Annotated in this window: 25 protein-coding genes; 13 read left to right on the top strand and 12 right to left on the bottom strand. The window is 61.2% G+C overall.

The window, feature by feature from the left end; translation table 11 throughout:
- Positions 1-22: 22 nt before the first annotated feature.
- Entirely contained in the window at positions 23-1,549 is a 1,527-nt protein-coding gene (locus ACWKV4_RS00555) for an AmpG family muropeptide MFS transporter (RefSeq protein ID WP_483830186.1), read from the bottom strand.
- Between the two features lie 43 nt (positions 1,550-1,592).
- Entirely contained in the window at positions 1,593-1,964 is a 372-nt protein-coding gene (locus tag ACWKV4_RS00550; RefSeq protein WP_483830185.1) for an MGMT family protein, read from the bottom strand.
- A gap of 75 nt (positions 1,965-2,039) precedes the next feature.
- Here ACWKV4_RS00550 and ACWKV4_RS00545 point away from each other — a divergent pair, with 75 nt between their 5' ends.
- The 9 genes from ACWKV4_RS00545 to ACWKV4_RS00505 all read left to right on the top strand — a co-directional run bounded on the left by ACWKV4_RS00545 (position 2,040) and on the right by ACWKV4_RS00505 (position 9,909).
- Positions 2,040-3,050, top strand: coding sequence for a DUF481 domain-containing protein (locus ACWKV4_RS00545; RefSeq protein ID WP_483830184.1), 1,011 nt, complete (start codon positions 2,040-2,042; stop codon positions 3,048-3,050).
- Positions 3,051-3,194: 144 nt separating this feature from the next.
- On the top strand, positions 3,195-3,686 hold the full coding sequence (locus tag ACWKV4_RS00540) for an FxsA family protein (RefSeq protein WP_483830183.1): 492 nt from the start codon (positions 3,195-3,197) through the stop codon (positions 3,684-3,686).
- A gap of 248 nt (positions 3,687-3,934) precedes the next feature.
- On the top strand, positions 3,935-4,228 hold the full coding sequence (locus ACWKV4_RS00535; RefSeq protein ID WP_040261854.1) for a co-chaperone GroES: 294 nt from the start codon (positions 3,935-3,937) through the stop codon (positions 4,226-4,228).
- A gap of 76 nt (positions 4,229-4,304) precedes the next feature.
- The gene (gene groL, locus ACWKV4_RS00530) at positions 4,305-5,954 is read left to right on the top strand and encodes a chaperonin GroEL (RefSeq protein ID WP_483830182.1); all 1,650 of its coding nucleotides are present in this window, start codon (positions 4,305-4,307) and stop codon (positions 5,952-5,954) included.
- 216 nt (positions 5,955-6,170) lie between these two features.
- Positions 6,171-6,854, top strand: a complete 684-nt coding sequence (gene colR / locus ACWKV4_RS00525) for a two-component system response regulator ColR (RefSeq protein WP_483830181.1) — start codon at positions 6,171-6,173, stop codon at positions 6,852-6,854.
- Positions 6,844-8,133: a sensor histidine kinase gene (locus tag ACWKV4_RS00520; RefSeq protein ID WP_483830180.1), complete on the top strand. Its 1,290-nt coding sequence runs from the start codon at positions 6,844-6,846 to the stop codon at positions 8,131-8,133. The genes colR and ACWKV4_RS00520 overlap by 11 nt, the downstream gene beginning before the upstream one ends.
- A gap of 137 nt (positions 8,134-8,270) precedes the next feature.
- Entirely contained in the window at positions 8,271-8,951 is a 681-nt protein-coding gene (locus ACWKV4_RS00515; protein ID WP_483830179.1) for a class I SAM-dependent methyltransferase, read from the top strand.
- 5 nt (positions 8,952-8,956) lie between these two features.
- Positions 8,957-9,679 (top strand): lipopolysaccharide kinase InaA family protein, encoded by a 723-nt coding sequence (locus ACWKV4_RS00510; protein ID WP_483830178.1) that lies wholly within the window; start codon positions 8,957-8,959, stop codon positions 9,677-9,679.
- On the top strand, positions 9,676-9,909 hold the full coding sequence (locus ACWKV4_RS00505) for a hypothetical protein (RefSeq protein ID WP_483830177.1): 234 nt from the start codon (positions 9,676-9,678) through the stop codon (positions 9,907-9,909). Before ACWKV4_RS00510 ends, ACWKV4_RS00505 begins: the two co-directional genes overlap by 4 nt.
- Positions 9,910-9,915: 6 nt before the next feature.
- Here ACWKV4_RS00505 and ACWKV4_RS00500 read toward each other — a convergent pair whose 3' ends face one another.
- The 7 genes from ACWKV4_RS00500 to ACWKV4_RS00470 form a co-directional block, all read right to left on the bottom strand.
- On the bottom strand, positions 9,916-11,037 hold the full coding sequence (locus ACWKV4_RS00500; protein ID WP_483830176.1) for a DUF1513 domain-containing protein: 1,122 nt from the start codon (positions 11,035-11,037) through the stop codon (positions 9,916-9,918).
- Between the two features lies 1 nt (position 11,038).
- A complete protein-coding gene (locus ACWKV4_RS00495; RefSeq protein ID WP_483830175.1) occupies positions 11,039-12,103 on the bottom strand; it encodes an imelysin family protein in 1,065 nt (354 codons plus the stop codon).
- Between the two features lie 30 nt (positions 12,104-12,133).
- Positions 12,134-13,564 (bottom strand): di-heme oxidoreductase family protein, encoded by a 1,431-nt coding sequence (locus tag ACWKV4_RS00490; protein ID WP_483830174.1) that lies wholly within the window; start codon positions 13,562-13,564, stop codon positions 12,134-12,136.
- Between the two features lie 182 nt (positions 13,565-13,746).
- The gene (locus ACWKV4_RS00485) at positions 13,747-15,078 is read right to left on the bottom strand and encodes an imelysin family protein (protein WP_483830173.1); all 1,332 of its coding nucleotides are present in this window, start codon (positions 15,076-15,078) and stop codon (positions 13,747-13,749) included.
- Positions 15,079-15,194: 116 nt separating this feature from the next.
- Positions 15,195-17,252, bottom strand: coding sequence for a putative bifunctional diguanylate cyclase/phosphodiesterase (locus tag ACWKV4_RS00480; protein WP_483830172.1), 2,058 nt, complete (start codon positions 17,250-17,252; stop codon positions 15,195-15,197).
- 368 nt (positions 17,253-17,620) lie between these two features.
- On the bottom strand, positions 17,621-18,217 hold the full coding sequence (locus ACWKV4_RS00475) for a superoxide dismutase (RefSeq protein ID WP_483830171.1): 597 nt from the start codon (positions 18,215-18,217) through the stop codon (positions 17,621-17,623).
- A 172-nt stretch (positions 18,218-18,389) separates the two neighbouring features.
- Positions 18,390-18,986 carry a LysE/ArgO family amino acid transporter gene (locus tag ACWKV4_RS00470; RefSeq protein WP_483830170.1) on the bottom strand — a complete coding sequence of 199 codons (597 nt, stop codon included), beginning with the start codon at positions 18,984-18,986 and terminating at the stop codon, positions 18,390-18,392.
- Positions 18,987-19,073: 87 nt separating this feature from the next.
- On the opposite strand from ACWKV4_RS00470, the gene ACWKV4_RS00465 reads away from it, so the two are divergent.
- The 3 genes from ACWKV4_RS00465 (at position 19,074) to ACWKV4_RS00455 (ending at position 21,937) form a co-directional block, all read left to right on the top strand.
- Positions 19,074-19,997, top strand: coding sequence for a LysR family transcriptional regulator ArgP (locus tag ACWKV4_RS00465; protein ID WP_483830169.1), 924 nt, complete (start codon positions 19,074-19,076; stop codon positions 19,995-19,997).
- A gap of 7 nt (positions 19,998-20,004) precedes the next feature.
- Positions 20,005-21,009, top strand: coding sequence for an NAD-dependent epimerase/dehydratase family protein (locus tag ACWKV4_RS00460; protein WP_483830168.1), 1,005 nt, complete (start codon positions 20,005-20,007; stop codon positions 21,007-21,009).
- An 82-nt stretch (positions 21,010-21,091) separates the two neighbouring features.
- Entirely contained in the window at positions 21,092-21,937 is an 846-nt protein-coding gene (locus ACWKV4_RS00455; RefSeq protein WP_483830167.1) for an ATPase, read from the top strand.
- Between the two features lie 39 nt (positions 21,938-21,976).
- Here the strand turns inward: ACWKV4_RS00455 and ACWKV4_RS00450 are convergent, their stop codons facing one another.
- The 3 genes from ACWKV4_RS00450 to ACWKV4_RS00440 are packed head-to-tail and all read right to left on the bottom strand — an operon-like array spanning position 21,977 to position 24,529.
- Positions 21,977-23,029 (bottom strand): alkene reductase, encoded by a 1,053-nt coding sequence (locus tag ACWKV4_RS00450; protein ID WP_483830166.1) that lies wholly within the window; start codon positions 23,027-23,029, stop codon positions 21,977-21,979.
- A gap of 17 nt (positions 23,030-23,046) precedes the next feature.
- A complete protein-coding gene (locus ACWKV4_RS00445) occupies positions 23,047-24,210 on the bottom strand; it encodes an MFS transporter (protein ID WP_483830165.1) in 1,164 nt (387 codons plus the stop codon).
- Positions 24,211-24,226: 16 nt separating this feature from the next.
- Positions 24,227-24,529 (bottom strand): ArsR/SmtB family transcription factor, encoded by a 303-nt coding sequence (locus ACWKV4_RS00440; RefSeq protein WP_483830164.1) that lies wholly within the window; start codon positions 24,527-24,529, stop codon positions 24,227-24,229.
- Between the two features lie 282 nt (positions 24,530-24,811).
- Here ACWKV4_RS00440 and ACWKV4_RS00435 point away from each other — a divergent pair, with 282 nt between their 5' ends.
- Positions 24,812-25,870 carry an LPS O-antigen chain length determinant protein WzzB gene (locus ACWKV4_RS00435; protein ID WP_483830163.1) on the top strand — a complete coding sequence of 353 codons (1,059 nt, stop codon included), beginning with the start codon at positions 24,812-24,814 and terminating at the stop codon, positions 25,868-25,870.
- Positions 25,871-26,172 lie beyond the last annotated feature (302 nt).

Raw genomic sequence — 26,172 nt, 5'->3', positions numbered from 1 at the left:
CCTACCGGCCCATGACAAGCTGCTACGCGTGAGGGGTGTCCTCATCGCTGAGCTTGTAATACCGCCAGTTCAGCACGATGAGCACCAGCGTTGGCAGCCCTAGCAAGGCGGTAATCAGGAAGAACGTGTGGTAGCCGAATTTCTCCACCATCACGCCTGAATACCCACCAATCAGCCGCGGCAACAACAGCATGATAGAGCTGAGCAGCGCGTATTGGGTGGCCGAGAACTTGAGGTTGGTCAAACTCGAGAGGTAGGCCACGAAAGCAGAGGTCGCCAAGCCCGAGCTGAGGTTATCCAGAGAAATGGTCACCACCAGCATGCGAATATCAGGGCCCATGTCCGCTAGCATCAGAAACAAGATATTGGTCGCCGCCGAGGCCGCCCCGCCAATAAACAGAATCGGCATAATGCCAAAGCGTACGATCAACAACCCCCCGGCGCCAGCGCCGAGCAGGGTCATCACCAGGCCGAACAGCTTACTCACACTGGCGATCTGGTCCTTGGTAAAGCCCTGGTCGATATAAAAGACGTTCGCCATCACGCCCATCACCGTGTCCGACATCCGATAGGTAGCGATCAGCCCTAGCAACAGCAGCGCTTGCCAACGATAGCGCAGAATAAAATCGTTTACCGGTGTGAGCACAGGCGCCAGGCCTCGGCGGCCCACGGCGGACAGGCATAGCGCGGTGAGGAAGGTGTACAACAGCGCGCGCAGGAAGGCGCGGTCTTCCAGCAGCAGGTCCAAGGCGCTCATGTCGCCACTGATCACACTGGCGAAGTCCGTATTGTAGAGCTGGGTGAACATCGCTGGCACCGAGACCAGCAGAATGATCAACACCACCACCGATGCGATTTGATGAATAAACCCATAGCGGGCCGCGGACAGCTGGGTGCGCAAGGGCACTGGTGGCTCACGCATCAGCAGGGTAGTGATTAGCGCGGGCACCATCAGCACGCCAAACAGCAAGTAGGTGCCGGCCCATGCACGGTGCAGGTAAGCAAATCCGGTAGAGCCGAAGCCCTCCGCGAAGAACAGCGCGCCAGCAGTGGCCAGCAACGCTGCCACCCGATAACCCGCCATATAGCTGGCCGCCAGGGCAGCCTGGCGCTGGTCGCCGGCGATTTCCAGGCGATAGGCGTCTACCGCGATGTCCTGGGTGGCAGAGGCGAACGCCACCACCACGGCAATAGCGATCAACCAGGGCAGGTGCTTTTGAGGGTCGCAAAAGCTCATCCCGATCAAGCCTAGGATCACCAGGGCCTGCGCCAGTACCAGCCAGGAACGCCGTCGACCCAGGCGCGCCAGAACGGGCAGGCGCCATTGGTCCAGTAACGGCGACCATACCCATTTAAAGGCATAGGCCAGGCCGATCAAGCTGGCATAGCCAATGGTTTCCCGAGCTACCCCCGCTTCGCGTAACCACACCGAGAGCGTTGAGAACACCAGCATGTAAGGCAAGCCAGAGGCAAAGCCGAGAAGCAACAGCACCAACGTAGAGGGGCTGGCGTAGGCGGCCACGGCGGCGCGCCAGGTTTTACCGGGCATGGGCGAGAATGTGCCTCAAATCTGCAAAAACAAAGCGCGCACTCTAACCGCTGTGCTTGTCTGGGCGCCAGCCATGCCTCCGGATATCCACACGATTCCCGCTCACATTCACGCCTTCTTCACGTAAACGGGCCCGTTGCTCGTCACCGCTGGGGCTTCCTGCCAGCAGGCTAAGCCGCCCACCGGCTGCGATCACCCGATGCCAAGGCAAGTGCGAGCTTTCCGGGAGCTGGCTCAACTGTCGCCCCACCCAGCGCGCCGCCCGTCCCAGCCCTGCCAAGGCAGCCAACTGCCCATACGTCACCACGTGCCCAGAGGGAACGGCGGCCAGGGCTGCGTAGAGGGCTAGCTTGCGCGGCTCAGGTAACGAATCGGTTACATTATTCGAAGCGGTAGCGCGGAACTCATTTGGCATAATTCGGTCAGTCCTGGGTCCTTGGTTATCGCCGTGTAGCCTCGATCTTCCACGATAAAGAGTCTGTAGTCGCCTATGTTCCCCAAAACCCTGTTGTGTGTGGCTGTCACCTGCACCATGTCCTGCGCTTTCGCCGACACTGTCTGGCTGAAAAACGGCGACCGGATCACCGGTACCATCAAGGTATTCGACGGCGGCAAATTGATGGTTGATACCGCCTATGGCGGCTCCATCCCGGTGGATATGAAACAGGTCAAAACCCTGGAGACCACCCAGCCGTTGCTGGTGCGCCAGGACGAATACGACAGTGAAATCGCCAAGGCGTTGAAGCCTGCCGATGAAGGCAAGGTCATTCTGGCCAGTGGCGATGCTCCACAAACCGTGGAACTGGCCAGCATCCAGCAGTTGATGAAGCCCAAACCCCTGATACAAGACCTGAACTGGAAAGGTAACATTGACGCGGCCTTAGACTTCAAGCGCGCCGAAACCGACACCGACGATTACAACTTGGCCTTCAAGACCACGGCCCGGCACGGCCGCTGGCGCCACATCGCCGACGGCGAATACAACCGCGAATCCCAGGACGGCAACGTTGATACCGATAACTGGAGCCTGGAATACTCCCTGGACCGCTTCATTACTGACCAGTGGTTCTGGCAAGGCCGCCTTAACTATAAGCGCGATAAAATCGAAGACCTGCAGCGCCAGCGTACCGTGGGTACCGGCCCGGGTTATCAGTTCTGGGACAACGAGTTAGGCTCCTTCTCCTTGGGCAGCCTGCTCAACCGCACCGACTATGAATTCGCTGACGGCGGAAAGGAAAACTTCTACTCCGTAGCGATGAAGTGGGACTACAACCGTTACCTGATTGGCAAAACCGTGCAGTTGTTCTCCACCGGTGAGCTGGGCCGGCCGCTGAGCAACGTCGCCGACTACAGCCTGGATGCCGACATAGGCCTGCGTTACAAGGTCACCGAGTGGGCGTCGCTGAACCTCAAGTACGAGAAAGACATTGTCACCGGTACCTCCAATGGCAATAACCTCGATAGCAGCCGCTACACCGCAGGCTTCGGGGTGGCTTGGTAAACTCCTGCAATAAGCCGAAACACCTGCGCCGGCCCACGGCTGACGCGGGTTTGCCGCCAATCTAACGGTATTGTCACAAGCCGGTGCTTGAAATGGGGCGTATCGTCGGCACATATACAGGGGACTTTCGCCGAGGATAATTTGATGCGCGCTCTGCTGGTGTTGCTGCTCCTGTTTCCGGTTGTGGAGCTTTACGTATTTTTCCGGGTTGGCCTGGCCATTGGCTTCTTTGCGGCGCTGCTGCTGATTATTGCCGGGTCCGCCGTGGGGGTGTTGGTGCTACGTGTCGCAGGCCTCGCTACCGCCATGCGGGCTCGAGAAACCTTGCGCGGTGGCCAACTGCCTGGCGAGGACCTGCTCAATGGGGCCATGCTGGCCACTGGCGGCCTGTTGTTGGTAGTGCCGGGTTTCCTCAGTGACGTATTGGCTGCCCTTTGCCTGCTTCCCTTTACCCGCAACCTGATTGCCAACAAGGTGCGTGAACGTGCCCAGGCCCAAGCCATGCGCCACCGTGCCTTCGAAGATTCCGGGTACGTATCGCCCAGCGGTCCGCCACCTGGCTCGTCAAGTCGCTCGCGGTCTCATTTGCCTCGTCACCCCAATGTAATCGAAGGCGAGTTCGAACACCGCGATTGAGCCCTTCCGCGCCCCGCTTCCGGGGGCGCATTGCGTTCAGCTTACTGAAAAACCCACAAAATTTTTTTTCCCCGGGCTTGTAATCCCACGCCACGGCCTCATGTATGGGTCACCGCAAGATGTCGGCCCCGGTGGCCGGTCATCAGCCGCGTTGCGTTCACCGCGCAGCGCGACCGGCGAAAGCCGGATTGCATCAGTGGGCCAGCTAAGCCTGGCCGATGGACAACCATAATTAGGAGAGATCGACAATGAAGCTTCGTCCTCTGCATGACCGCGTCGTCATTCGCCGCAGTGAAGAAGAGTCCAAGACCGCCGGTGGCATCGTTCTGCCTGGCTCGGCCGCCGAGAAGCCTAACCGTGGCGAAGTCGTCGCCGTAGGCACCGGTCGCGTTCTGGACAGCGGTGAAGTGCGCGCGCTGGCCGTGAAGGTAGGCGACAAGGTTGTGTTTGGTCCCTACTCGGGCAGCAACACCGTCAAGGTTGATGGCGAAGACCTGCTGGTAATGAGCGAGAACGAAATCCTCGCTGTCGTCGAAGGCTGAGTGGCCCCTGGCCCTGTGCCCCGGCTAACGCCTCCGTTGATTTCCCGTCAAGACTTCTGATTCAAGGAAAACGATCATGGCTGCTAAAGAAGTAAAATTCGGCGACTCCGCCCGTAAGAAAATGCTGGTTGGCGTTAACGTTCTGGCTGATGCCGTTAAAGCCACCCTGGGCCCGAAAGGCCGTAACGTGGTGATCGCCAAGAGCTTCGGCGCTCCGACCATCACCAAGGACGGCGTTTCCGTCGCCAAGGAAATCGAACTCAAGTGTGCCTTTGAAAACATGGGCGCCCAGCTGCTGAAAGACGTTGCCTCCAAGGCCAACGACGAAGCAGGCGACGGTACCACTACCGCTACCGTATTGGCCCAGGCCATCGTGAGCGAAGGCCTGAAGTCGGTGGCCGCCGGCATGAACCCGATGGACCTCAAGCGTGGCATCGACAAGGCTACCATCGCTATCGTCGCCGAGCTCAAGTCTCTGTCCAAGCCATGTGCCGACAATAAGGCCATTGCCCAGGTAGGTACCATCTCCGCCAACTCCGATACCGACATTGGCAAGATCATTGCCGAAGCCATGGAAAAAGTCGGTAACGAAGGCGTGATCACTGTCGAAGAAGGCTCGGGCTTGGAAAACGACCTGTCCGTCGTCGAAGGTATGCAGTTCGACCGCGGCTACCTGTCTCCCTACTTCGTCAACAAGCCAGACACCATGGTTGCCGAGCTGGAAAGCCCGCTGCTGCTGCTGGTCGACAAGAAGATCTCCAACATCCGCGAGCTGCTGCCAGTTCTGGAAGCTGTCGCTAAGTCGGGCCGTCCGCTGGTGATCGTCGCAGAAGACGTTGAAGGCGAAGCGCTGGCTACGCTGGTAGTCAACAACATGCGTGGCATCGTCAAGGTCGCCGCGGTCAAGGCGCCTGGCTTCGGCGACCGTCGCAAGGCCATGCTGCAGGACATCGCTATCCTCACCGGCGGTACCGTCATCTCCGAAGAGATCGGCCTGACCCTGGAAACCACTACCCTGGAGCACCTGGGCACCGCCAAGCGCGTGACCATGACCAAGGAAAACACCACCATTGTTGATGGTGCCGGTTCCAAGGAAGACATCATGGCTCGCGTTTCCCAGATCCGCGCCCAGGTTGCCGACACTACGTCCGATTACGACCGTGAAAAACTGCAAGAGCGCCTGGCCAAGCTGTCCGGCGGTGTTGCACTGATCAAGGTCGGTGCTGGTACCGAAGTTGAGATGAAAGAGAAAAAAGCCCGCGTTGAAGACGCCCTGCACGCTACCCGCGCAGCCGTCGAAGAAGGCGTGGTGCCTGGCGGTGGCGTTGCCCTGGTGCGCGCGCTGCAGGCCATCTCCGAACTCAAGGGCGAGAACGAAGACCAGAACGTCGGTATCGCGCTGCTGCGTCGTGCGGTTGAAGCACCTCTGCGTCAGATCGTTGCCAACGCTGGCGACGAGCCAAGCGTTGTAGTCGACAAGGTCAAGCAGGGTTCAGGTAACTACGGTTACAACGCGGCCACCGGCGAATACGGCGACATGATCGAAATGGGTATCCTCGACCCTGCGAAAGTGACCCGTTCCGCGCTGCAGGCCGCAGCTTCCATTGCCTCGCTGATGATCACTACCGAGGCCATGATCGCTGACCTGCCAGACGACAAGGCCGGTGCTGGCATGCCTGATATGGGCGGCATGGGCGGGATGGGTGGCATGGGCGGCATGATGTAAGCCGCTAGCCCCTAGCTCTGGAAAACCCCACCTGCGAAGGTGGGGTTTTTTTATGGGCGATGTTTACAGCGTTTTCCAAGAAGTCACTATGCCGCCCGAGAGCCTGCCGGGCGTGGCTGTCATAGGCAAGGCCCTCGTTAGCGCTAGCCGAAAGCCGCAAACTCGGCGTAAGCTGCGCCGGCTTCGAGCCGTATACCGTAAAAAAGGAACCATTCCATGCGCATTCTCGTGGTCGAAGACAACCGCGATATCCTGGCCAACCTGGCCGATTACCTTGGGTTGAAGGGGTATACGGTCGATTGCGCCCAAGACGGCCTGTCAGGGCTGCATTTGGCCGCCACCGAGCACTACGACCTGATCGTACTGGACGTGATGCTGCCCGGTATCGATGGCTTTACCCTATGCAAACGGCTGCGCGAAGACGCCCGGCGGGACACGCCGGTGATCATGCTCACCGCCAGAGATCAACTCGACGACCGTTTGCAGGGCTTCCGCCATGGCGCCGACGACTACCTGGTCAAGCCTTTCGCGTTGTCGGAACTGGCCGCCCGGATCGAAGCCGTGATGCGCCGTGCTCAGGGTGGCGGCCGCCGTACCTTGCAGGTGGCGGATTTACAATATGACCTGGACACCCTGGAAGTGACCCGCGAGGGCAAGTTCCTCAAGTTGAACCCGGTAGGCCTTAAGCTGCTGGCGGTGCTGATGCAGAAAAGTCCCCACGTGTTGCGTCGCGAAGTGCTGGAAGAAGCGCTATGGGGCGATGATTGCCCCGACAGCGACAGCCTGCGCAGCCACGTACACCAGTTGCGCCAGGTGATCGACAAACCTTTCGCCAAGCCCTTGCTGCAAACGGTGCACGGTGTCGGCTATCGGCTCGCCGAGGGGCGTGATGGAGTTTAAGCAAAGCCTTGCCCAACGCATCATCATTGCCTTCGCGCTGATGAGCGCGCTGGTTGCTGGGGCCTTCGCCGTAGGCATCGTGGCAACGGTTCACCTGGTGGAAGAAAAACTCATTTCCTCGGGGCTGGGCGGCGACCTCCAACGCTTGCTGCTGATGGACACCGTGGACGATTGGAGCCACCGGCCTGAGCCCGACCAGCTGTTCTATTTCAGCAACGGCCGTGGCGACTTCGCCTTGCCCAACGACCTTCGGCACCTCTCGCCAGGGTTTCATGAAGTGTTCAGGGGTGACCTGTCCTACCACGCCATGGTCGAGATCGTAGACGGCCGCCACTATGTGCTGCTGCAAGACCAAAGTGACTTCGAAGAACGTGAACGCATTCTGTTCGCGGTCGTGGTGGTGGGCTTCGTACTTAGCCTGGTGCTGGCGGTGGTATTGGGTTGGCTATTGGCGCGCAGAGTAATGGCCCCAGTCATTCGCTTGGCCCGCCAGGTACGCCACCGGGACCAGCTCTTAGGCCTGGCGCCACCCCTGGCGCCGGACTATGCCGCTGACGAAGTAGGGCAGTTGGCCGTAGCCTTCGATGCCACGCTGGGCCGCTTGCGCCAGGCGTTGACCCGCGAACGCTTGTTCACCAGCGATGTAAGCCATGAACTGCGCACGCCATTGATGGTGCTGGCCACCTCCTGTGAGCTGCTGTTGGCCAACGACCGCCTGGATGACCGTGCCCGAGCCCAGGTGGAGCGTATTACCCGGGCCTGTGAGGAAATGCGGGAGCTGGTACAAACCTTCCTGATGCTGGCCCGTGCACAGCGCAATGACTCGCTGGCGGCTCAGGCAGTGTTGGGGCAGGTGGGCGATGACCTGATTGCCCAATGGCGCAAGCCCATCGAGCAAAAGGGTTTGGAGCTGATCTACGAGCGGGGCGAGCCCTCCGATACGCGTTACAACGCGACATTCCTGCAAACAGTGATGAGTAACCTGTTGCGCAATGCCCTGCACTACACCGATCAAGGCTTCATTCGCCTGACCCTGACCGCTCAAGGGTTCAGTGTCGAGGACTCAGGCGTCGGCATTCCGGAAGAGAAACGCGAGGCCATGTTCCAGCCTTTCGTGCGGGGCAATGAAAAGCGTGGGGAAGGCTTGGGGCTGGGCCTATCGCTGGTACAGCGTATCTGCGACGACCAGGCCTGGCTGGTTACCCTCACCACCAACGAGCCTCAAGGGTGTGCGTTCCACGTAACGCTTCACAACGGCAATACCCTGACAGCCAGGTGAACCAGCCTTGGAGGGGTGAAACATCTGGCAACACCGTTACCAGGCTGTTAACGTCGTATGACAGAATTTTCACACTTGCATGACCCCTTGATGACCGTGCTCTGATTACTGTCCAGGCCTGGTTCCAGGAGGTGCATATGAGCAGCCCGATCAAGCTTGAGTTTTCTGAAAAGTATGACCAGGCGCACGCGCGCCGCTATTTCCATAAGCATCAAAGTGGTATGTCGCGGCGGCTTTCTCATATGCGCGACGTGCAATTGGCACGCAAGGCATTGGAGCTGGCGGGTGATCCCGGCCTGGTGTTGGACTTGCCCTGTGGTGCCGGGCGGTTTTGGCCAATGCTGGCCGAGAAAGCCAACCGCGTGATCATAGGCGCGGATAACTCCGCCGACATGGTTGCCACGGCTTGCCAGATGCAGCCGCAAGAAGTAGTAGCGCGGGTCAGGCCCATGCAAACCTCAGCGTTTGACATTGACCTGCCCGACAACGCCGTGGACAGTATTTTTTCGATGCGGTTAATGCACCACGTTGGTGAGTCGGCCCACCGGTTGTCCATGCTTCGGGAGTTTCACCGGGTTTCTCGGGACTCGGTCATCCTCTCGCTGTGGGTCGATGGCAATTTTAAAGCCTGGAAGCGCCAGCGTTCTGAACAGCGCCGTATTCATCGGGGTGAAGCACCCAAGTACCAAAACCGTTTCTTGCTGCCAGTAAAGCAGGTAGAAGCTGAGTTCGCCCAGGCAGGGTTCCGTATCCAAGAGCGCCTGGATTTTCTGCCGTTGTATGCCATGTGGCGCGTTTATGTGTTGCGTAAGGAGTGAGGGTAATGACGGTAGAACGGGCGGTCGAAGCCAGCCTCTCGAGCGGGCAGCCTGGCTTTGAGCATTACTGGGGTAGTAAGGGCGAATGGGTAGAAGAGCCCAATCGTCGGCGTGGAGGTGAGAGCGGCGTGCAGCGGGTGTTGCTATCCGGTGACGGGATGATTTACGTCAAGCGCCAAGTGGGCCATATCTACCGCTCGCCCCTGCATCCTTTCGGCCGCCCCACCGTGTTGCGTGAACGAGATGCCTTACAGGGCTTGAGCAAACTGAACGTCAGGGTACCGCATATGCTGTTCTGCGGAGCCCGACGCGACCAGCAGTTTGGCTGGAAAGCATTGCTGGTGACCGCCTCTTTGGACGGTTTCCAGGAAATTACCCAGTGGTACGAGCAAGGGGGGCGCGAACGCTACGGCGAGGTCGTGCATGACCAGTTGCTCAAGGACCTGGCCGATAACCTGGCGAAGATGCACAGAGGCCGCTGGCAGCACAGTTGCCTGTATATCAAGCATGTGTTTGTACGGGTAGTGGAGAGCGAGGCAGGCCCACGTGGCGAAGTAGCCCTGCTGGACCTGGAGAAATGCCGGCGGCGATTGACCGCGACAGCGGCCTCCCAGCACGATATCAAACAATTACGCCGCCATTCGTCGTTCAACGATGCGGACTGGAAAAAACTGCTCTACTTTTACGACACAGCATTTGGCAGTGTCGTCAAAGGGTTAGAGCGATGAACTTACAATTTGCGCGAGGTTTGTTTTTCCTGGGTTCTTTAGCGTTGGCCACTGCGGCCGCTGCGGCCTGGAACGAACCTGGGCCAGGGGTGCTGCGGGCTGAGTATGGCCAAGGCATATGCCCCTTCCCCAAAGCCTTGAAAGACAGCACGGCAGCAGAGGCCCACCCGGACCATAACCTGCTGCTGCTGATGTTCGGGCTAACCCAGGGCTTGCGCTCAGGCGCCTGAATGCGCCTACCGCCCCAAGGCTGTGGCCTTCTGGATAACCTGCAAGTGGTTGTCCCACAGCCCGGAGGGCAGCTGTAAGGGCGTGCCCAGCCAGCTACCGGTAGCCGCGCTGTAATAGCGGCAGCGGCCTTGCCCAGAGGTCACCACAAACCCACCTTCTACCGCCGCCACGCCCGCGCAATCTGGCATGGGCGCGTCCACGATCACCTCGGCGGTATCCAAGCCCCATACGAAGAACCGATTCGCCCGTGGCGCGGTAAGGGCCACCAGCCGTAATGCGTGGTGAATGGCCACGCTTGCCGTGTAGTTGCCCATGGATAACAGCTGCTGGTCGCTGATGGGGAAGGGGGCAAAAGGCTCACCCGGGCGCTTGATGGCCAGCAGTTGCGCGACCTCATCCCCGCCGCCCATGAACTGCTGGCAGGCTGCGATGGTGCCGTCCTCGGCAACAGCCAAGTGGCGAATGCTGTTCATTGGCTGGGCCAGGGTTTCCTTGCTGATCAGGCGACCGTCGCGGCTCATCAGCACAAGGCTCGGCTCCATGGCTTCCAGGTTCATCTCAACCCGGCTTTCGGCCTCGGTACGAATACCGCCATTGGCCACGATCAGGGTTTCCCCGTCAGGCATCCATGCCAGCTCGTGCGGGCCTATGCCATGGGTAGAAAGCTCCGCGGTGCGCTCCAGGCGGTTGTCACTAAAGCGATACACGCCCAGCACGCCACGGCCTGGGTCACGGGTGTCGTTCTCCGTGGCATACAGCCATTCACCGTCGCGATGGATGACCGCATGGCCATAGAAGTGCCGGTCGCGCTCGGCGCGCAGCGTTTGCAGCAGGCGACCGTCGCGCAGGTCTACCAGGTAGCTTTCGGTACCGGGGCGGCGTGCCACGAACAAGGCCACTGGCTGGCTGGGGTGCTCGATGATGGCGTGGCAGCGCTGAGGTACCTGGGTACAGAAGGCCTCGCTGCCGTCCAGGCGATAGCCCACGGCATAGTGGCCGCCGTTGGTATCGTCTCGGGCTGACAGCAACAAGGCGCTTTGGCCGGGCTTGCGGCTGAGCCGCCAATCGCCCAGGCGTACATTACCTTTAAGTAGCCGGGTCAAGGCCGCAAGCGAGCGCTGCCACATATCAGTCACCGTCGTTGGCGTTGAAGCCTAGTTGGATATTGAGCGCCCGGGCCAGCTCCAGCTCGTGTAGCCGGTGCACGGTATTAAGGCGGTCGTAGATGTCGTTCAGCACGTGCTGGCCAGCGGGGTCGGCCAGCAGCTCGCCCAGGGTGCGGGTGTTGTCGTCCAGGCCCTTGGCAGCGGCGGCATAGGCGGCGTCGATCTTTTCGGCCAGGGGCTTTTGGTCGCTGGGCAGCAGGTTACGCAAGCCCTTGCCCTCCACGCCGTTCCATACCGCCTGGGCCGCGCTCAGGCTGGCACGCAGGCTCTTGAGGGACGATTGGCTGCGCCAGGCTTCGGCCTGGTAAGGCTGGGGCGCGCCCTTGCTCTGCCGGCCCATGGGAGCACCGAGTTTTTTCTTCAGGCTGTCCAGTGCGGTGACTTGGGCGCGCAGCAGGTCGGCGATGGCCTCGTGGGCATCGGCGTAACGCTGATTAGGGAATTTGCTCATTTGCGCCAGCATGCCGTCATTGCGTTTCCAGGCGTCGAGGATGTCCTCGGCCAGTGCCTTCTGACGGTCGGCAATGGCGGTCAACAAGGGGCAATAGCTGGCCTTGCTGGCATCGCTGGCAAGCTCTGGCTTGCTGTCGAACAGAATGTACTCATACGCCGACAGGCCTTGCACCACAACACTGGCCTTGGCCAGGCTGGCGCTATCGATGGTGCCGCCGCTGGCGATCAATTGCTCTACCTGGCGGCCCACAAGGTTTTTCTTGTCGGGCCAGAACTGCACCGACCAGGCGCGGTTGCCTTCGGCCAAGGGGCCGATCAGCAAGGGTTGGAGGGAAGCCCAGGCTTTTTGCGCAATGAGAAAGTCCGCACGGGCTTTTTCCAGGCTCTCCTGGCCCTGGCAGAAGGCAAGGGCGCTCTGGGCGAGCTGCCGGTCTGCATCCACCCACTGGCTATAGGTGGGCAACAGGACCTGGCTGGCCAGGGCGGCGCTGGTCACCGCTTGCGGGTCCTGGGGCGCGCAGGCGCCTAATGCAAGGGCGGCAAGGCTGGTAAAAAGCAACTTGGGACGGAACATGAACGGCTCCACGACAAAAGGTCTGGGATGTTATAGGGATTCGAGAAAGGCCAGCAATGCCGCGCGCTCGGCGGCGTTAAAACGAAGCACCCGGGCCTTGGCCGCGGCCGCCTCGCCGTCGTGCCACAACACCGCTTCCAACAGGTCCCGGGCACGGCCATCGTGCAAGAAGCGCCCTTGAGGATTGACGGTGGTCGACAACCCGATGCCCCACAAGGGTGGTGTACGCCAGTCCTGCCCACGGGCACTGAATACGCTGTGCTGGTCCGCTAGGCCTGGGCCCATGTCATGGAGCAACAGGTCGGTGTACGGGCGGATGACTTGATTCGCCAACTCCGGCTCGGCAGCATCTGCGCGGGTACGGTATTCAGGCACATGGCAGCGTTGGCAGCCGGCCTGGTGGAATAACCCCTTGCCTCGCAGCACCTGCGTGGCGCCCTCGTCACGGCGGGCCGGTACTGCGAGGTTGCGGCTGTAGAACAGCACCAGCCGGCGAATGTTATCACTCACTTCGAAGGGTTCTGCGGCGCTCTGGTTGCCATTGGCCGCATTCAGGCACGCGGCCTGCTCAGGGGTGCAGTCGGTAGTGGGGTGCAGAGAAGAGGTAATGCCCAGGTCACCGGCGAAGGCATGGGCGTTTTGTTGGTCCAGGCTAGGCTGCGATGCCTTCCAGCCAAAACGGCCCAGTACCTGTTGCCCGGTGATGTCATCGAACACCGGGTTGGCGCGCCCGCGTACGCCATCTTCGCCATCAGCCTGAGCCTTGACATTGGCAAGAATCGCCTGCTCCGGTATGGCCTCCAGCAGCCCCAGGCCGATCATGGGAGGCGCGATCAGCGCTGACGTGCGCACTTGCGAGTGCAACGGGCCGTAGCCCAGTTGGTCGATGCGCAAATGAGGCTGGCGCAGCGCTACGTGAAAGCCATCGGCGAACGTCACCGGCACGGGGGTGTACGCCACCCGTACGCGGCCCTCGGGGGGTACGCCCGGAACGGCCATGTCTTGCAACTGCTGGCCATAGACCGGCTCTGGGGCGAAGCCCAGCCGCCGCACTACGTCGCTGGCCTGCTCGGCGGCGGGAACGGACAACCGCACCAGCATCGATACCGCATGGGTGGCGCCCGGCTCCGGCGGCTGGCCCCGGCCATCGCGGATATGGCAATTCTGGCAGGCGTTGGTGTTGAATAAAGGGCCCAGGCCATCGCGCGCCGTGGTCGTGGACGGGGCGATCACCCAGGGGTTGCGGAAGAAGCTGTTGCCAACGCTGAAGTCCACCCGGCGGGCGGCACTCAGGTTGGCCGAGGGCAGGGCATAGGCATTGAGGTCGCTGCGCCATACCGTAGCGCTACCCGCGGAGAGGGCCTCCCCTGGCTCTGCCTCGGTAAAGCGAGGCCCCTGGTCGCACGCCGCCAGCCCCAGGCACAGAGCCAGCCATGGCAAACGAACCGGTGATAAGTACATCAAAATAACCTGTGTTACCTATGGGACCCAGGCCGCCCCCTACAGCGGCGCCTGTCACGTGTAGGAGCTAGCGTCAGCTAGCGAAGATACGGCACAGGTGGCCTATGGCGCACCGTTCGCCAGCTCTGCTGGCTCCTACAAGGGAAGCCATGACCGTAGCCGTTGACCCCGGCCAGTGTTGCTTAGAACTCGTGCTCGGCGTTATCCGGGTTCAGGTCCGTAATCCCTAACTTACCGGCCGCCTGTTCGATCCCACCGGTCTGCTTGACCAGCGCGCCAATGGCATCACGCACCACTTGGTTGCCAGCGGTATTGCCCGCGGCGATCAACTGATCGAAGTGTTCACCTTTGTTGGCGCGGTCCACGATCGCTTGCATCTTGGCTTCGGTATCGGCCAGGTCGGCCTTGAGCGCCTGATCGGTAGCCGGGTCGAGCTTGGCCACCAGCGAAGACAGGCTTGGGCCGGTCAGGCGGGTGCCGTCGGCGCGCAGGTATTCGCCCAGGTACACGTTGCGAATGCCTTTGGCGTTGAAGAAGGCCGAGTTATGAGTGTTGTCACTGAAGCAGTCGTGCTCGTCCTCCGGGGAGTTGGCCTCCAGGGCCACTTTCAGGCGCTCACCGGCCAGCTCGCCCAACGACAGGCTGCCCATGCCGAACAGCATCTTGCGCAGGCCGCTGTCCACGGGCTCGGCTTCCAGGCTGGCGCGGTAGTTGTCCGGTACGCCCGGCTTCCAGTTGGCGACCATTTCGGTGAGGTCGCTGACCAGCAGGTCTGTTACCGCTTTCAAGTAGGCGCGGCGGCGATCGTTGTGGCCGCCCGTGGCGCCTTTGCCTTCCAGGTAGTCGCTGGCCGGGCGGTTGCCGGCGCCAGGGCCGGTGCCGTTGAGGTCTTGGCCCCAGAGCAGGAACTCGATGGCGTGATAGCCGGTGGCAACGTTGGCTTCCGAACCACCCAGTTCGTTGAGGCTGGCGAGTTTCTCCGGGGTGATGTCTTTGATGTCTATCTTGTCTTCACCGACCTGGATTTCGGTATTGGCGATGATGTTCGCGCCACCGCCAGGGTTGCCCAACGCAGGCTCGTAGTCCTTGGCCACATAGTCGATCAGGCCTTCGTCCAAGGGCCAGGCGTTCACCTGGCCTTCCCAGTCGTCGATGATGGTGTTACCAAAGCGGAAGACTTCGCTCTGCAGGTAGCTCGGGCGCGCGGCTACCCAGGCTTCACGGGCGGCCTTGAGGGTATTGGCATCGGGTTTGGCCAGGAACGCATCTACCGCCTGCTGCAAGCCGGTGGCGGTGGTCAGCGCGTCGCTGAACACGGCATGGACCATGTCGGCGTAGTGCCCGACTACAGCCTTGGCCGCGGCCTGGTCGAGGGCTACCGCGGCGGGGGTGGCATTGGCTGCGGTAGGCGCGGGGGCCGGTGCGGCTGCTTTGTCTTTGTCGCTACTGTCCCCGCAACCGGCAAGCGAAATGGCGACGGCCAGCAAACTGGCAACCAATGGCGTACGGATCATGGCAAATTCCTGCGTAAAAAAGGGCGATAAGCGCTACGGGCGCCGAGCGAGCGGGCCACATGATGCGAAGGATTTGCATTTAATGTAAAGAGCCGGGTGAAAAATAATTCATCCGCTCATAGGCTTACCGGCGCGGCGCTTGCCTGCTCCCGCTGCCTCAGGAAGGCCAGTAGCTCCCGGGCAGGCAGCGGCTTGGCATAGTAGTAGCCCTGGCCCTCGTGGCAGCCTTCAGCCACGATGTAAGCCTCCTGCTCGGCCGTTTCCACGCCCTCGGCGATCACCTGCATGCCCAGGCTTTTGCCCAACTGAATGACCGCGCGCACGATAGTGGCGTCATCCTCGTCATCGAGCAGGTCTTTGACAAAGCTTTTGTCGATCTTGATTTTGTCCAGAGGCAGCGAACGCAGATAGCCCAGGGAGGAGTACCCGGTACCGAAGTCGTCGATGGCGATCAGCGCGCCGGAGTGGCGCAGGCTCAGCAAGTGCTGGGCGGCGGTGGTGATGTCTTCCATCAGGCCGGTTTCGGTCACTTCCAGCTCCAGGCTGCGCGGTGGCAAGCGGTACACCTGAAGAATATTGCTCACTACCCGCGGCAGTTCGCTGTGGTGCAGCTGTACGGTGGACAGGTTCACCGCCATGCGCAAATGGCTGAAGCCCTGATCGTGCCACTCGCGCAGTTGCTTGCAGGCCTGGTCCAGTACCCACTCGCCAATGGCCAGGATGGTGCCGTTTTGCTCGGCAAGGGGAATGAATTGATCCGGCGGGATCATGCCGTAGTCAGGGTGCTGCCAGCGCAGCAGCGCCTCCACCCCAACGATGCGGTTGTCCCGATAGCTGATCTGGGGCTGGTACACCAGGAACAGTTGGTCCTTGGCCTGTGCCTCGCGCAACGCTTCTTCCAGCTCACGGCGGCGGCGCATTTCGCTGTCCACGCTGGCCACATAGAACTGATAGCGGTTGCGCGACCGGCTTTTAGCCAGGGTCATGGTCTGTTCGGCCTTTTGCAGGAGTTTTTCCGTGCTGTCGCCGTCCTCGGGGAACAGCGTGATGCCAATGGTGGCGCGTAGGCGAATCTCCCGGGCATCCAGGGCAAAGGGCGCGGCCAGGTCATCGAGAATGTGCTGGGCCAGCTCCGCCGCCTGGTAGGGCTCTTGGATACTGGCCTGCACCAGGGCGAACTGGTCGCCCCCCAACCGGGCCAACGCACCCAGGCGGCCACTGTGGGCGCGCAGGCGGTCAGCGGTTGCCAGTAGCAGTTGGTCACCGGCCTGGTAGCTGTATTGCTCGTTGATGCCCTTGAAATCGTCCAGCCCCACGCACACCACGGCTACCCGTTGCTGCAGGCGCGCGGCGTTTTCCAGGATCTTATCCAGTTGCAGTTGAAGCAGCAGGCGGTTAGGCAGGCCGGTCAGGTAATCGTATTGGGACATGCGCAGCAGGCTGCTTTCTGCCTCGCGGCGCAGGCTGCTGTTACGTTCGATGGAGGCTAATAACTGGTTGGCGGTGCTGACCCATTGCCCTAGCTCATTATGTTCATGGCCCCGGGGCAAGGGCAGTTGGTGTTCGCCAGGGCGGTCAGGGTGAATTTCGCTGAGGTGGTGGAGCATCCGCGACAATGGCTTGGTAAGCAGCCAGTGGTACACCAGGAACAGCACCAACCCCATGAGCATGGCCCGCAACATGCCGGAGACAAACAACACGCCCGAGTTGCGCAGAAACTCTTCGCCATAGGTAGCGGTGTCCAGGGTAAGCGCCAGGTCGCCGTAGTATTCGTTATAGGGCGCGCGGCCCACCAGGCGGGTACTGAACGAGCGTTCCTGGCCTAGAATCAGGTCGGTGAGCCAGCGGGTAGGGGTATGCAGCAGGGGGCGTTCGCGTTCGGCCAGCATGGCTTCGCCAGAATGCCCAATGGACGCGGCGCGCACCGCGGCATCCTGGAACAGCCCTTCGATCACCTGCATGCCCATTTCTTTGTCCAGGCTATACACGGCCTGGGTGGACGGGTCTTGGAACATGTCCAGAATGCGCGCGGCATCCCGTGCGATGGTGTGACGGGTTTTATAGGCGTCGAGCACGATCTGCCCGCAACTGAGCAGCACACCGACGATAAGCGTAGACAGCAGCACGACGCGCAGGAGTTTCAGCGACAAACTGTGCTTGAGTTCCACCTTCAAAGGAAGATTCCTTGTTCCGAGCACGTGGCAACCACTTGCCCGAGTATTGGCAAAACCATGGATGACCGTCAAAGGGTTCGAGCAGATTCAGGGTTTTGCTGCTAGCTGGCAAGCCCACTTAGGGCGTTGGTAGGCTGAACGGCAAGCGTGCGTCCCTGTTGTATCGGTAGGTGAGCGGAAAACTTGAAGCGCAACAGCAAGGAAGCGTTGGGCGGGCGAGACAATGGCATGCGCCGTAGATACCGCCCTGACCACATCGCTCAAGCGGGGCGGCTGTAGGAGCCAGCAACGCTGGCGAACAGTCTCTTCGCGAGCTTGCGCTCGCTCCTACGAGCGATAGAGGCCACCGTAGCAGCTGTGCCTGGGCCTTACGCCTTGAAGGCGCTACCTTCGAACTGCTGGGCCACGAAGCCCCAGTTCACCAGGTTCCAGAAGGCCTCTACATACTTGGGCCGCACGTTGCGGTAGTCGATGTAGTAGGCGTGTTCCCACACGTCGCAGGTCAGCAGGGGAGTATCGCCACTGGTGAGGGGGTTGCCCGCGCCGATGGTGCTGGCCAAGGCCAGGGAACCGTCAGCTTTTTTCACCAGCCAGCCCCAGCCGGAACCGAAGGTACCGATGGAGGTTTTGCTGAATTCTTCTTTGAATTTCTCGAAAGAACCGAAGGCCTGGGTAATGGCTTCGGCCAGCTTGCCGGTAGGCTCGCCGCCGCCGTTGGGCGATAGGCAGTTCCAGTAGAAGGTGTGGTTCCAGACCTGAGCGGCGTTGTTGAAGATACCGCCGGAGGAGGCCTTGACGATGTCTTCGAGGGTTTTGCCTTCGAATTCAGTGCCCGGAATCAGGTTGTTCAGGTTCACCACGTAAGTGTTGTGGTGCTTGTCGTGGTGGAACTCCAGGGTTTCCTTGGAAATGTGCGGCTGCAGGGCATCGTGTGGGTAGGGCAGCGGCGGCAATTCAAAAGGCATGTGGTTCTCCTAATCAGGTCTGTTGCGAAGAGGCGCAAGGCCGATCACGGGCGGCCGTGGCTGCGCCCGCCAGCAGCGGGCACAAGCCAGGGATCATAGCACTCCACGGCAGGCCTTAACCACGCGGCAACTGTGTGGGATAGACCGCTTCCCGGGGGTAAGCGCAGCGGCCTCAGCCAGCGATCAACTGCGCGGCCACGGTAAACATCATTACCGCTACCGCGGCGTCCAGCAGCCGCCACGTGGCAGGGCGCGCCAGCCAGGGCGCGAGCCAGGCCGCGCCCAGGGCCAAGGTAAAGAACCATACCAGGGAAGCGCTGGCAGCCCCCGCCACATAGGCCCCCGGCACTGCCTGGCGGGCACCGATGCTACCGATCAGCAACACCGTATCTACATACACATGGGGGTTAAGCAAGGTAACCGCCAAGGCGCTGAGCAATACCGCCTGGCGTGAGCGTGGCGCCTGCCCTTCGGCGGCCAGGGCACTGGGAGAAAATGCTCGGCGCAAGGCCTTGCAGCCATACCACACCAGGAAGGCCGCGCCGCCCCAGCGCGCGATAGACAGCAGCGTGGGGCTTTGCGCCAATACCGTTGCCAGGCCGAATACCCCGGCGCTCACCAGCACTACATCGCACACCACGCAGAGGGCCGCCACGGGCAGGTGATGTTCACGGCGCAAGCTCTGCGCCAAGACAAAAGCGTTCTGCGCGCCGATGGCCATGATCAGGCCGATGGCGATCGCCAGCCCGTTGAAGTAGCTCTGCAACATAAAGGATCTCCCTGGAAACCCTGGCAGTGTGCGGCTCAAGGGTTTATAAGAAAAACGGATATTGCTCATGGGGCATTAGCAAAACTGATGTTTGACTACAAGCTGCTTTCGGCCTTGGCCATGGTAATCGAGCAGGGCGGCTTCGAGCGCGCGGCTCAGGTGCTGGGGCTGTCTCAATCTGCCGTGTCGCAGCGCATCAAGCTGCTTGAAGCCCGCCTGGGCGAACCGGTGCTGGTACGAGAAACGCCACCCACGCCCACGCCGGTGGGGCGCCAGTTGCTCAACCATGTGCAGCAGGTGCGCCTGCTGGAGCGCGATGTGCGCGAAGCGGTACCGCGCCTGGACGAAACCAGTACGCCGGAACGCCTGCGGGTGGCGATCAACGCCGACAGCCTGGCGACTTGGTGGCCCGCCGCGGTGGCGCGTTTCTGCCAGGAAAGGCACGTGCTGCTGGATCTAATCGTGGAGGATCAGGATGTAGGCCTACGCCGCATGCGCGCCGGTGAGGTGGCTGCCTGCCTCTGCGGGGCGCCGCGCCCGGTGGCCGGTGCGCGCAGTGAAGCCTTGGGTGCCATGCGCTACCGTGCGGTAGCCACCCAGGCGTTTATCGATCGGCACTTCCCTGAAGGCTTCAGCGCCATGGCCCTGGCCCGGGTGCCTGCACTGGTGTATGGCCCCGACGATCAGTTGCAACACCGCTTTATGGCTTCGCTGGGTTTAGATGGCAGCTTTGCTCACCACCTGGTGCCGTCCTCCGAAGGCTTTGTGCGCATGACCGAAGCCGGGCTGGGCTGGGGATTGGTGCCCGAGATGCAGGTAAAGGCTCAGCTTGCCAATGGCCAGTTGCTTGAATTACTGCCTGATCATTGCAGCGATGTGCCCCTGTACTGGCACCACTGGCGCAGCGGCGGCAAGCTGCTGGCTGACCTCACGACCGAGTTGGTTGCCCAAGCCGCGCGTGCCTTGGTGCCCCTGGCAAGCGTCGGCTCTGCGATGGCCTCTACAAAGTGAGTAACGCATGAACATACTGGTAACGGGGGCTACGGGGTTTATCGGCGCCAGCTTCGCCCGTTTTGCCCTCAGCCACAGCCTGAGCGTTCGCGCCAGCGGCCGCCGCGCTCAGCGCCTGGCGCCCCTGGCCCAGCTCGGGGCGCAGGTGATCGAGGGTGACCTGGCCGACCCTGATTTCGCCCGGCGGCTCTGCCATGGCATGGACATAGTCGTGCACTGCGTAGGCCTGGGCGGCCACTGGGGCAAGGCGGCCGCCTACGAGGCCGCTAACCTCACCACTACCGAGAACATCGTCGAAGGCTGCCTCAAGGAACAGGTACGGCGGCTGGTGTACCTCTCCAGCGCGCAGATCTACGAACGCCTGCGCAACCCTCAAGGTTTGCGTGAGGATCAACTGCCCCCGCGCAAGCGCTCGTTGCAGGCCTTGACCCGCCTGCGGGCCGAGCAGCGAGTATTTGGCGCCGAAGAATTCGGCCTGCAAGTGCTGGCGCTTCGGCCCATGCCGGTGGTGGGCGAAGGCGAGCCGGTGCTGTGGCCCGGGCTGTTCAACCTATGCGCCCGCCAGCGCCTGGCGATTTTAGGCAATGGCCTGAACCGCATGGACTTCACCACCCAAGCCAACCTCAACCAGGCCCTGCTGGCCGCCGTGCATGCCGATGAACACGCCCTGGGCCGGGTGTACAACATCGCCAATGGCACCCCGTTGCCCTTTTGGGACGTGCTCAATTACGCCCTGCGCCAGTTGCAATTGCCGCCGCTACGGGACTATCGCGCCATAGGGCCTGCGCGCTTTACAGCAGCGGTGTCGGCCTGCGTGCGGGAATACTGGCCCGGCCACCCACGCCCAGCGTTGCTTCCTGCGGATATTGCCTGGATGACAGAAGATTTCACCTTGGATATCAGCCGCGCGCGGCATTATCTGGGCTATCAGCCCCAGGCTTCGATCTGGGCGGGCATGGATGAGCTGTGCCGGGGCTGGCGCGTGCGGGATACCTCCGGCAAGTACCGCTAAGGGGCATGACCATCGCGCGGTATGGGATTGGGCGCAATGGTAGACTGCCCGCCATTGCCTTTTATGATTCAGGACGCCCGCCATGCGAAAAGACGCCCGTGACGATTTCGACGATAACCTGCCCAGCCTGACCGCCAACGACCGGGACGATGACGAGTCAGTACGCAGGCCGGCCACCGAGCCACGCGGGGAAGCGCTTTATTCGCGTACCGCGCCGGTAATCAAGGTCAAGGCGCCGGGCACAGGGGCGCTCTGGGCGCTGGTGGCGGCGCTGTTCATTGCCCTGGGTGGCTTGGGTTGGTGGAGCTTTCAGCAGATTTCCTTGATGGAGCAGCAACTGGTGGCGACCCAAGAGAGCTTTGCCAAGGTAAGTGAGGAAGCCGCAGGGCGCTTGCAGGCTATTAGCGGCAAGATGGCCGATGGCGAAACCAGCGCAAGCAGCGATACCGAGGCCCTGAAGGCACACGTGCGTCAGCTTCAGGCCCGGCTGGAAGACCAAAGCCGCCAGCAGCAAGGCGTAGCCGGCCAGCAGGAAGCCACGGATAAACGCGTGGAGCAACTGAACGGGCAGTTCAGCGCCCAGCAAACCGCCGCCGAGCAGCTGCAGAACCAACTCAAGGCTATAACCACTGACCTGGCCAGCCTTAAAGCCGGTCAGGCTAGCCAGGCAGCCTTGGACGCTCAGGTAAAAACCCTGGTGGGGGACGTGGCAGCCTTGAAGAAAGGGGACAACCTCGGCAACCGCCTGGAGCGGGTTGAGCAAGATTTGATCGTGTTCAAGAGCGAGCAGGACAACCGCGCGGCCCAGCCCAGTGGCCCGACCACCAGCGAGTTCGACGCCTTCCGTGGCCAGACCACCCGCAACATCAACGGGCTACAAGCGCAGATCCAAAGCCTTCAGCAGCAACTCCAGCGCAAGGCCCCTTGACGCCCAACCTGACCCCGCAGGGCCAGGCGGTGCCTGGAATCAACCCAGGCTGGGGTAATCCACATAACCCTGAGGGCCTTCGGCGTAGAAGGTCTCCGGGTGTGGCGTGTTGAGCGGGGCATCGGTTTCAAAGCGCGCGGGAAGGTCTGGGTTGGCGATAAAGGGCACGCCAAAGGCCACGGCATCCGCATCGCCACGGGCCAGGGCGGCGTTGGCGCTGGCCTTGGTGAACTGCTCGTTGACGATATACACGCCACCGAACGCCTTCTTGAGCTGCGGGGCCAGGCTGTCGCCCGCTTCTTTTTCCCGAGCGCAGATAAACGCAATGTTGCGCTTGCCCAGTTCAGTGGCCACGTAGGTGAAGGTTTCAGCGCGGTTGGCGTCGCTCAGGTCGTGCAAGTCGCTGCGTGGCGACAGGTGCATGCCTACGCGGCCGGCGCCCCACACACCAATCACCGCGTCGGTCACTTCCAGCATCAAGCGGGCACGGTTTTCCAGAGAACCACCGTATTGGTCGGTGCGCTGATTGGTGCTGCTGTGCAGGAACTGGTCCAGCAGGTAGCCGTTGGCGCCGTGTACTTCCACGCCGTCGAAGCCGGCTTTTTTAGCGTTCTCCGCGCCTAGGCGGTAAGCCTCGACGATACCGGGAATTTCTGCCGTTTCCAGCGCGCGAGGGGTTTCGAACGCGGTAATGGGCCGCACCAGGTTCACGTGGCCGCCAGGCTGCACCGCGCTCGGCGCCACTGGCAGCTCGCCGTTAAGGTAGCTGGAGTGGGAGATACGGCCCACATGCCACAGTTGCAGGAAAATACGCCCGCCCGCGTCGTGCACGGCCTTGGTGACATTGGCCCAACCAGCCACCTGCTCGTCGCTCCAGATGCCAGGCGTGTTGGGGTAGCCCACGCCCATGGCGTTTACCGAGGTGGCTTCGGAGAGGATCAGCCCAGCGCTGGCCCGTTGTACGTAATACTCGGCCATCAGCGCGTTGGGCACTCGGCCCTCGCTGGCGCGGCAGCGGGTCAGGGGGGCCATGATGATGCGGTTGGGCAGTGCTAGGTCGCCAATATGGATAGGGTCGAACAGGTTAGCCATCGGGTATGCCTCTGTACTTAGTGAGCGGGGGCCAGGTCGGCTTTGCCGCCCCGGTTGAAGGTAATCAGGGTAAGCACCAGGGCCAGCACGGCCAGTACCGCCGCGGCCAAGGGCACGCGGGTCAGGCCCATGCCGTGGTCGATCACCGCGCCGCCCACCCAGGCGCCCAGGGCGTTACCCACGTTGAAGGCGCTGATGTTCAGGGTAGACACCAGGTTTGGCGCGGCCTTGCCGAAGCTCACCACGTTCACTTGCAGGGCCGGTACCGCGGCAAAGGCGGCCATGGCCCAAATAAACAGCGTGATCTCAGTAGGTACTAGGGCAACGCTGGTCCACGCCAGGGCGGTGCACACCACGGCCATGGCGGTAAAGGCGCCTGCCAGGGTAGCGGCCAGTTGGCGGTCGGCCAGTTTGCCGCCGACGATATTGCCTAGGGTGAGGCCCACGCCGATCAACAGCAGGGTAAAGGTGATGCCACGGTCGGACACACCGGTTACCTCGCCCAGCAGCGGCGCGATATAGGTAAAGAGGGCGAACATGGACGCGGAAAACATTGCCGTCATGCTTAGCGACAGCCAGATGCCCCAGCCCTTGAGGCCCGCCAGTTCGGCAGCCATGTGCAGCGTTTGCTCGTCGTGGCGCTTGGGTAAAAACCGCAGCAGGCCCACGAAGGCAATCACACCGATAACCGTCACGCCCCAGAAAGTTGCGCGCCAGCCCGCGGCCTGGCCCAGGGCCGTACCCAAGGGCACGCCCAGCACATTAGCCAGGGTCAGCCCGGTGAACATCAGGGCCACCGCCGAGGCTCGGCGGTTGGGCTCCACCAAGTTGGCGGCCACCACCGAGCCAATCCCAAAGAAGGCGCCATGGCACAGGGCAGTGACCACCCGAGCGAACATCAGCACCTGATAGTCCGACGCCACCGCGCATAGCAGGTTGCCGACGATAAACACGCCCATCAGCACCACCAGCGCCAGCTTGCGCGGCAAGTGCGCGGTGGCCATGGCCATAAAGGGCGCGCCCAAGGCCACACCCAGGGCGTAACCGGTGACCAGCCAGCCCGCGCCGGGGATGGACACGCCAAGGTCTTGGGCCACGTTGGGCAGCAGGCCCATGATCACGAATTCCGTGGTGCCAATGGCGAACGAGCTGAGCGCCAGAATAAACAAGGGAAGGGGCATGCGAAGGGGTGTCCTGTCAGAGCTGTTCGCTCAGTTGCTTGAGAAAGGCCTGTAACCGTTCCTCGTTACGTTGAAAGTAATGCCATTGCCCCACCTTGCGGCTGCTGACCAGCCCGGCCCGCTGCAGGGTGGCCAGATGGGCCGACACCGTGGACTGGGACAGCCCGCAACGCTGATCGATCTGCCCGGCGCACACGCCGTAGTCAAGGTTATGGGCCTGGCCGGGGAATTCACTGGCCGGGTCCTTCAGCCACCGCAAGATGTCGCGGCGCACCGGGTGGGACAGCGCTTTGATAATGTTGTCGAGGTCTGGAGGCATACTGGCGGGGCTCGGTGGGCGTAACGGTCTATGGCGATGCAACGAACTATATATCGCTGTATCGCGATAGACAAATATCTGGTGGCGATAAGCAAGTGCCTAATGGCGATAAGCGAGTAGCTGGCTTTGCCCTGCGCTAGCCGTTGGCATCAGTTTGAAAGCTAGCAGTAGGCCTATCACATGCCGTTCGTCTGCCGCCACCGCTGGCTAGCCGAACTGTTTCAGTTAAGTCTTATTTGGTGTCAAACTCGTTGAATAAATTCTTACATAGGTCTTATCAGCATGGTGAATCACCCATCGACGACGCGCGAAGCAGATGAAATTGATCTGTTCGAGCTCGTCGCGGCAGTTTGGGCCCAGAAGGCTTTGATCATTGGCTTCATCGTGGTTGCAACGGGGGTCGCCGCTGCCTATGCCTTCTTGAGCAAGCCGATTTACGAAGCGAGGATGTACTTGCAGCCTCCCACCTTGAATGATATCGCCGACTTCAACTATGGCCGTATCCATGAAAACGAGCTAACGCCTTATACGATCGGTGACGTTTATGGCGTATTCACGCGTAACCTGCAGGGTGAGTCGCTACGGCGCGCCTTTTTCGCCGATGTTTATCTTCCATCATTAAGTGAAGATCAACGCCAGGGCTCTCAAGATGCGTTGTATTCGGATTTTCTCAATACCCTCACGATCGGTGGCCCAACCAAGGATTTGCCGGACCGATACTCGGTTGCGGTATTTGGCAGGGATCCGGCCCAGGCAACTGCCTGGGTGAAAGCCTTCGCGGAACGGGCCGGCGCACAAGCCAAGACTGAGATGATCACTAACGTGGAGCGCGAAGGGGAGGTGCGGGCACGTAATTTCGAGCAGCAAATCACTACCCTGCAGGAAACCGAAACTCGGGTCCGCAACGATGCGATTTCGCGGTTGCAGGAAGCATTGAACGTGGCTCAAGCCATTGGTCTTGAAAACCCCCCTATTATCGCCGGGAGCGTTGCCGCCGAGGTTTCAGCGGTCATGGATGGTCAACTGACCTATATGCGTGGTACCAAGGCGCTGAAGGCTGAAATCAGAAACCTGCAAGAGCGCACCTCTGATGATCCTTTTATCGCCAATCTGCGTGCACTGCAGATCAAGCGAAGTTTCTACCATACCTTGCAGGTAAGCCCAAGCACCGTTGCTGTCTTCCGTCAGGACGGGCCGATTAATGTACCTGATCGCCCGATTAAACCTAGAAAAGGGTTGATCCTCATCGGCGGATTTATCGCTGGCGGCATTCTTGGTGTGCTGTTTGCGCTAGGTCGTTTCTTCGTCGCCCAACGCAGAAAATCGCTTCACGGCCTCTAGCCTTTACTGACGAGCGTCTGTGATCAGACGCTTCCCTGCTCCAGTCTGAGCAAACATGGATTTTGTTGAATCGTTCACGCGCTTAATGCTCGCTTCGAGGTGAAATACGCGCGCTTTTTGGCCTATAAGTCGTGCGTCGCGTGACGAAAAAGCACCTGGCATCTATCATCGGCACGTTTCGGGCTTCGTTTCATGGAAATGCTGCTCAGCGCGCATAATGGACTGGCCTGGCTCAGGCCGCATTAGCACCCGCTGGCAGCGCATAGCGCCGATTTTCAAGAAAATACCGACACAAGCGTGCC

This window comes from Pseudomonas artemisiae, assembly GCF_057128685.1.
This window is presented reverse-complemented; position numbering and strand designations above follow the sequence as displayed.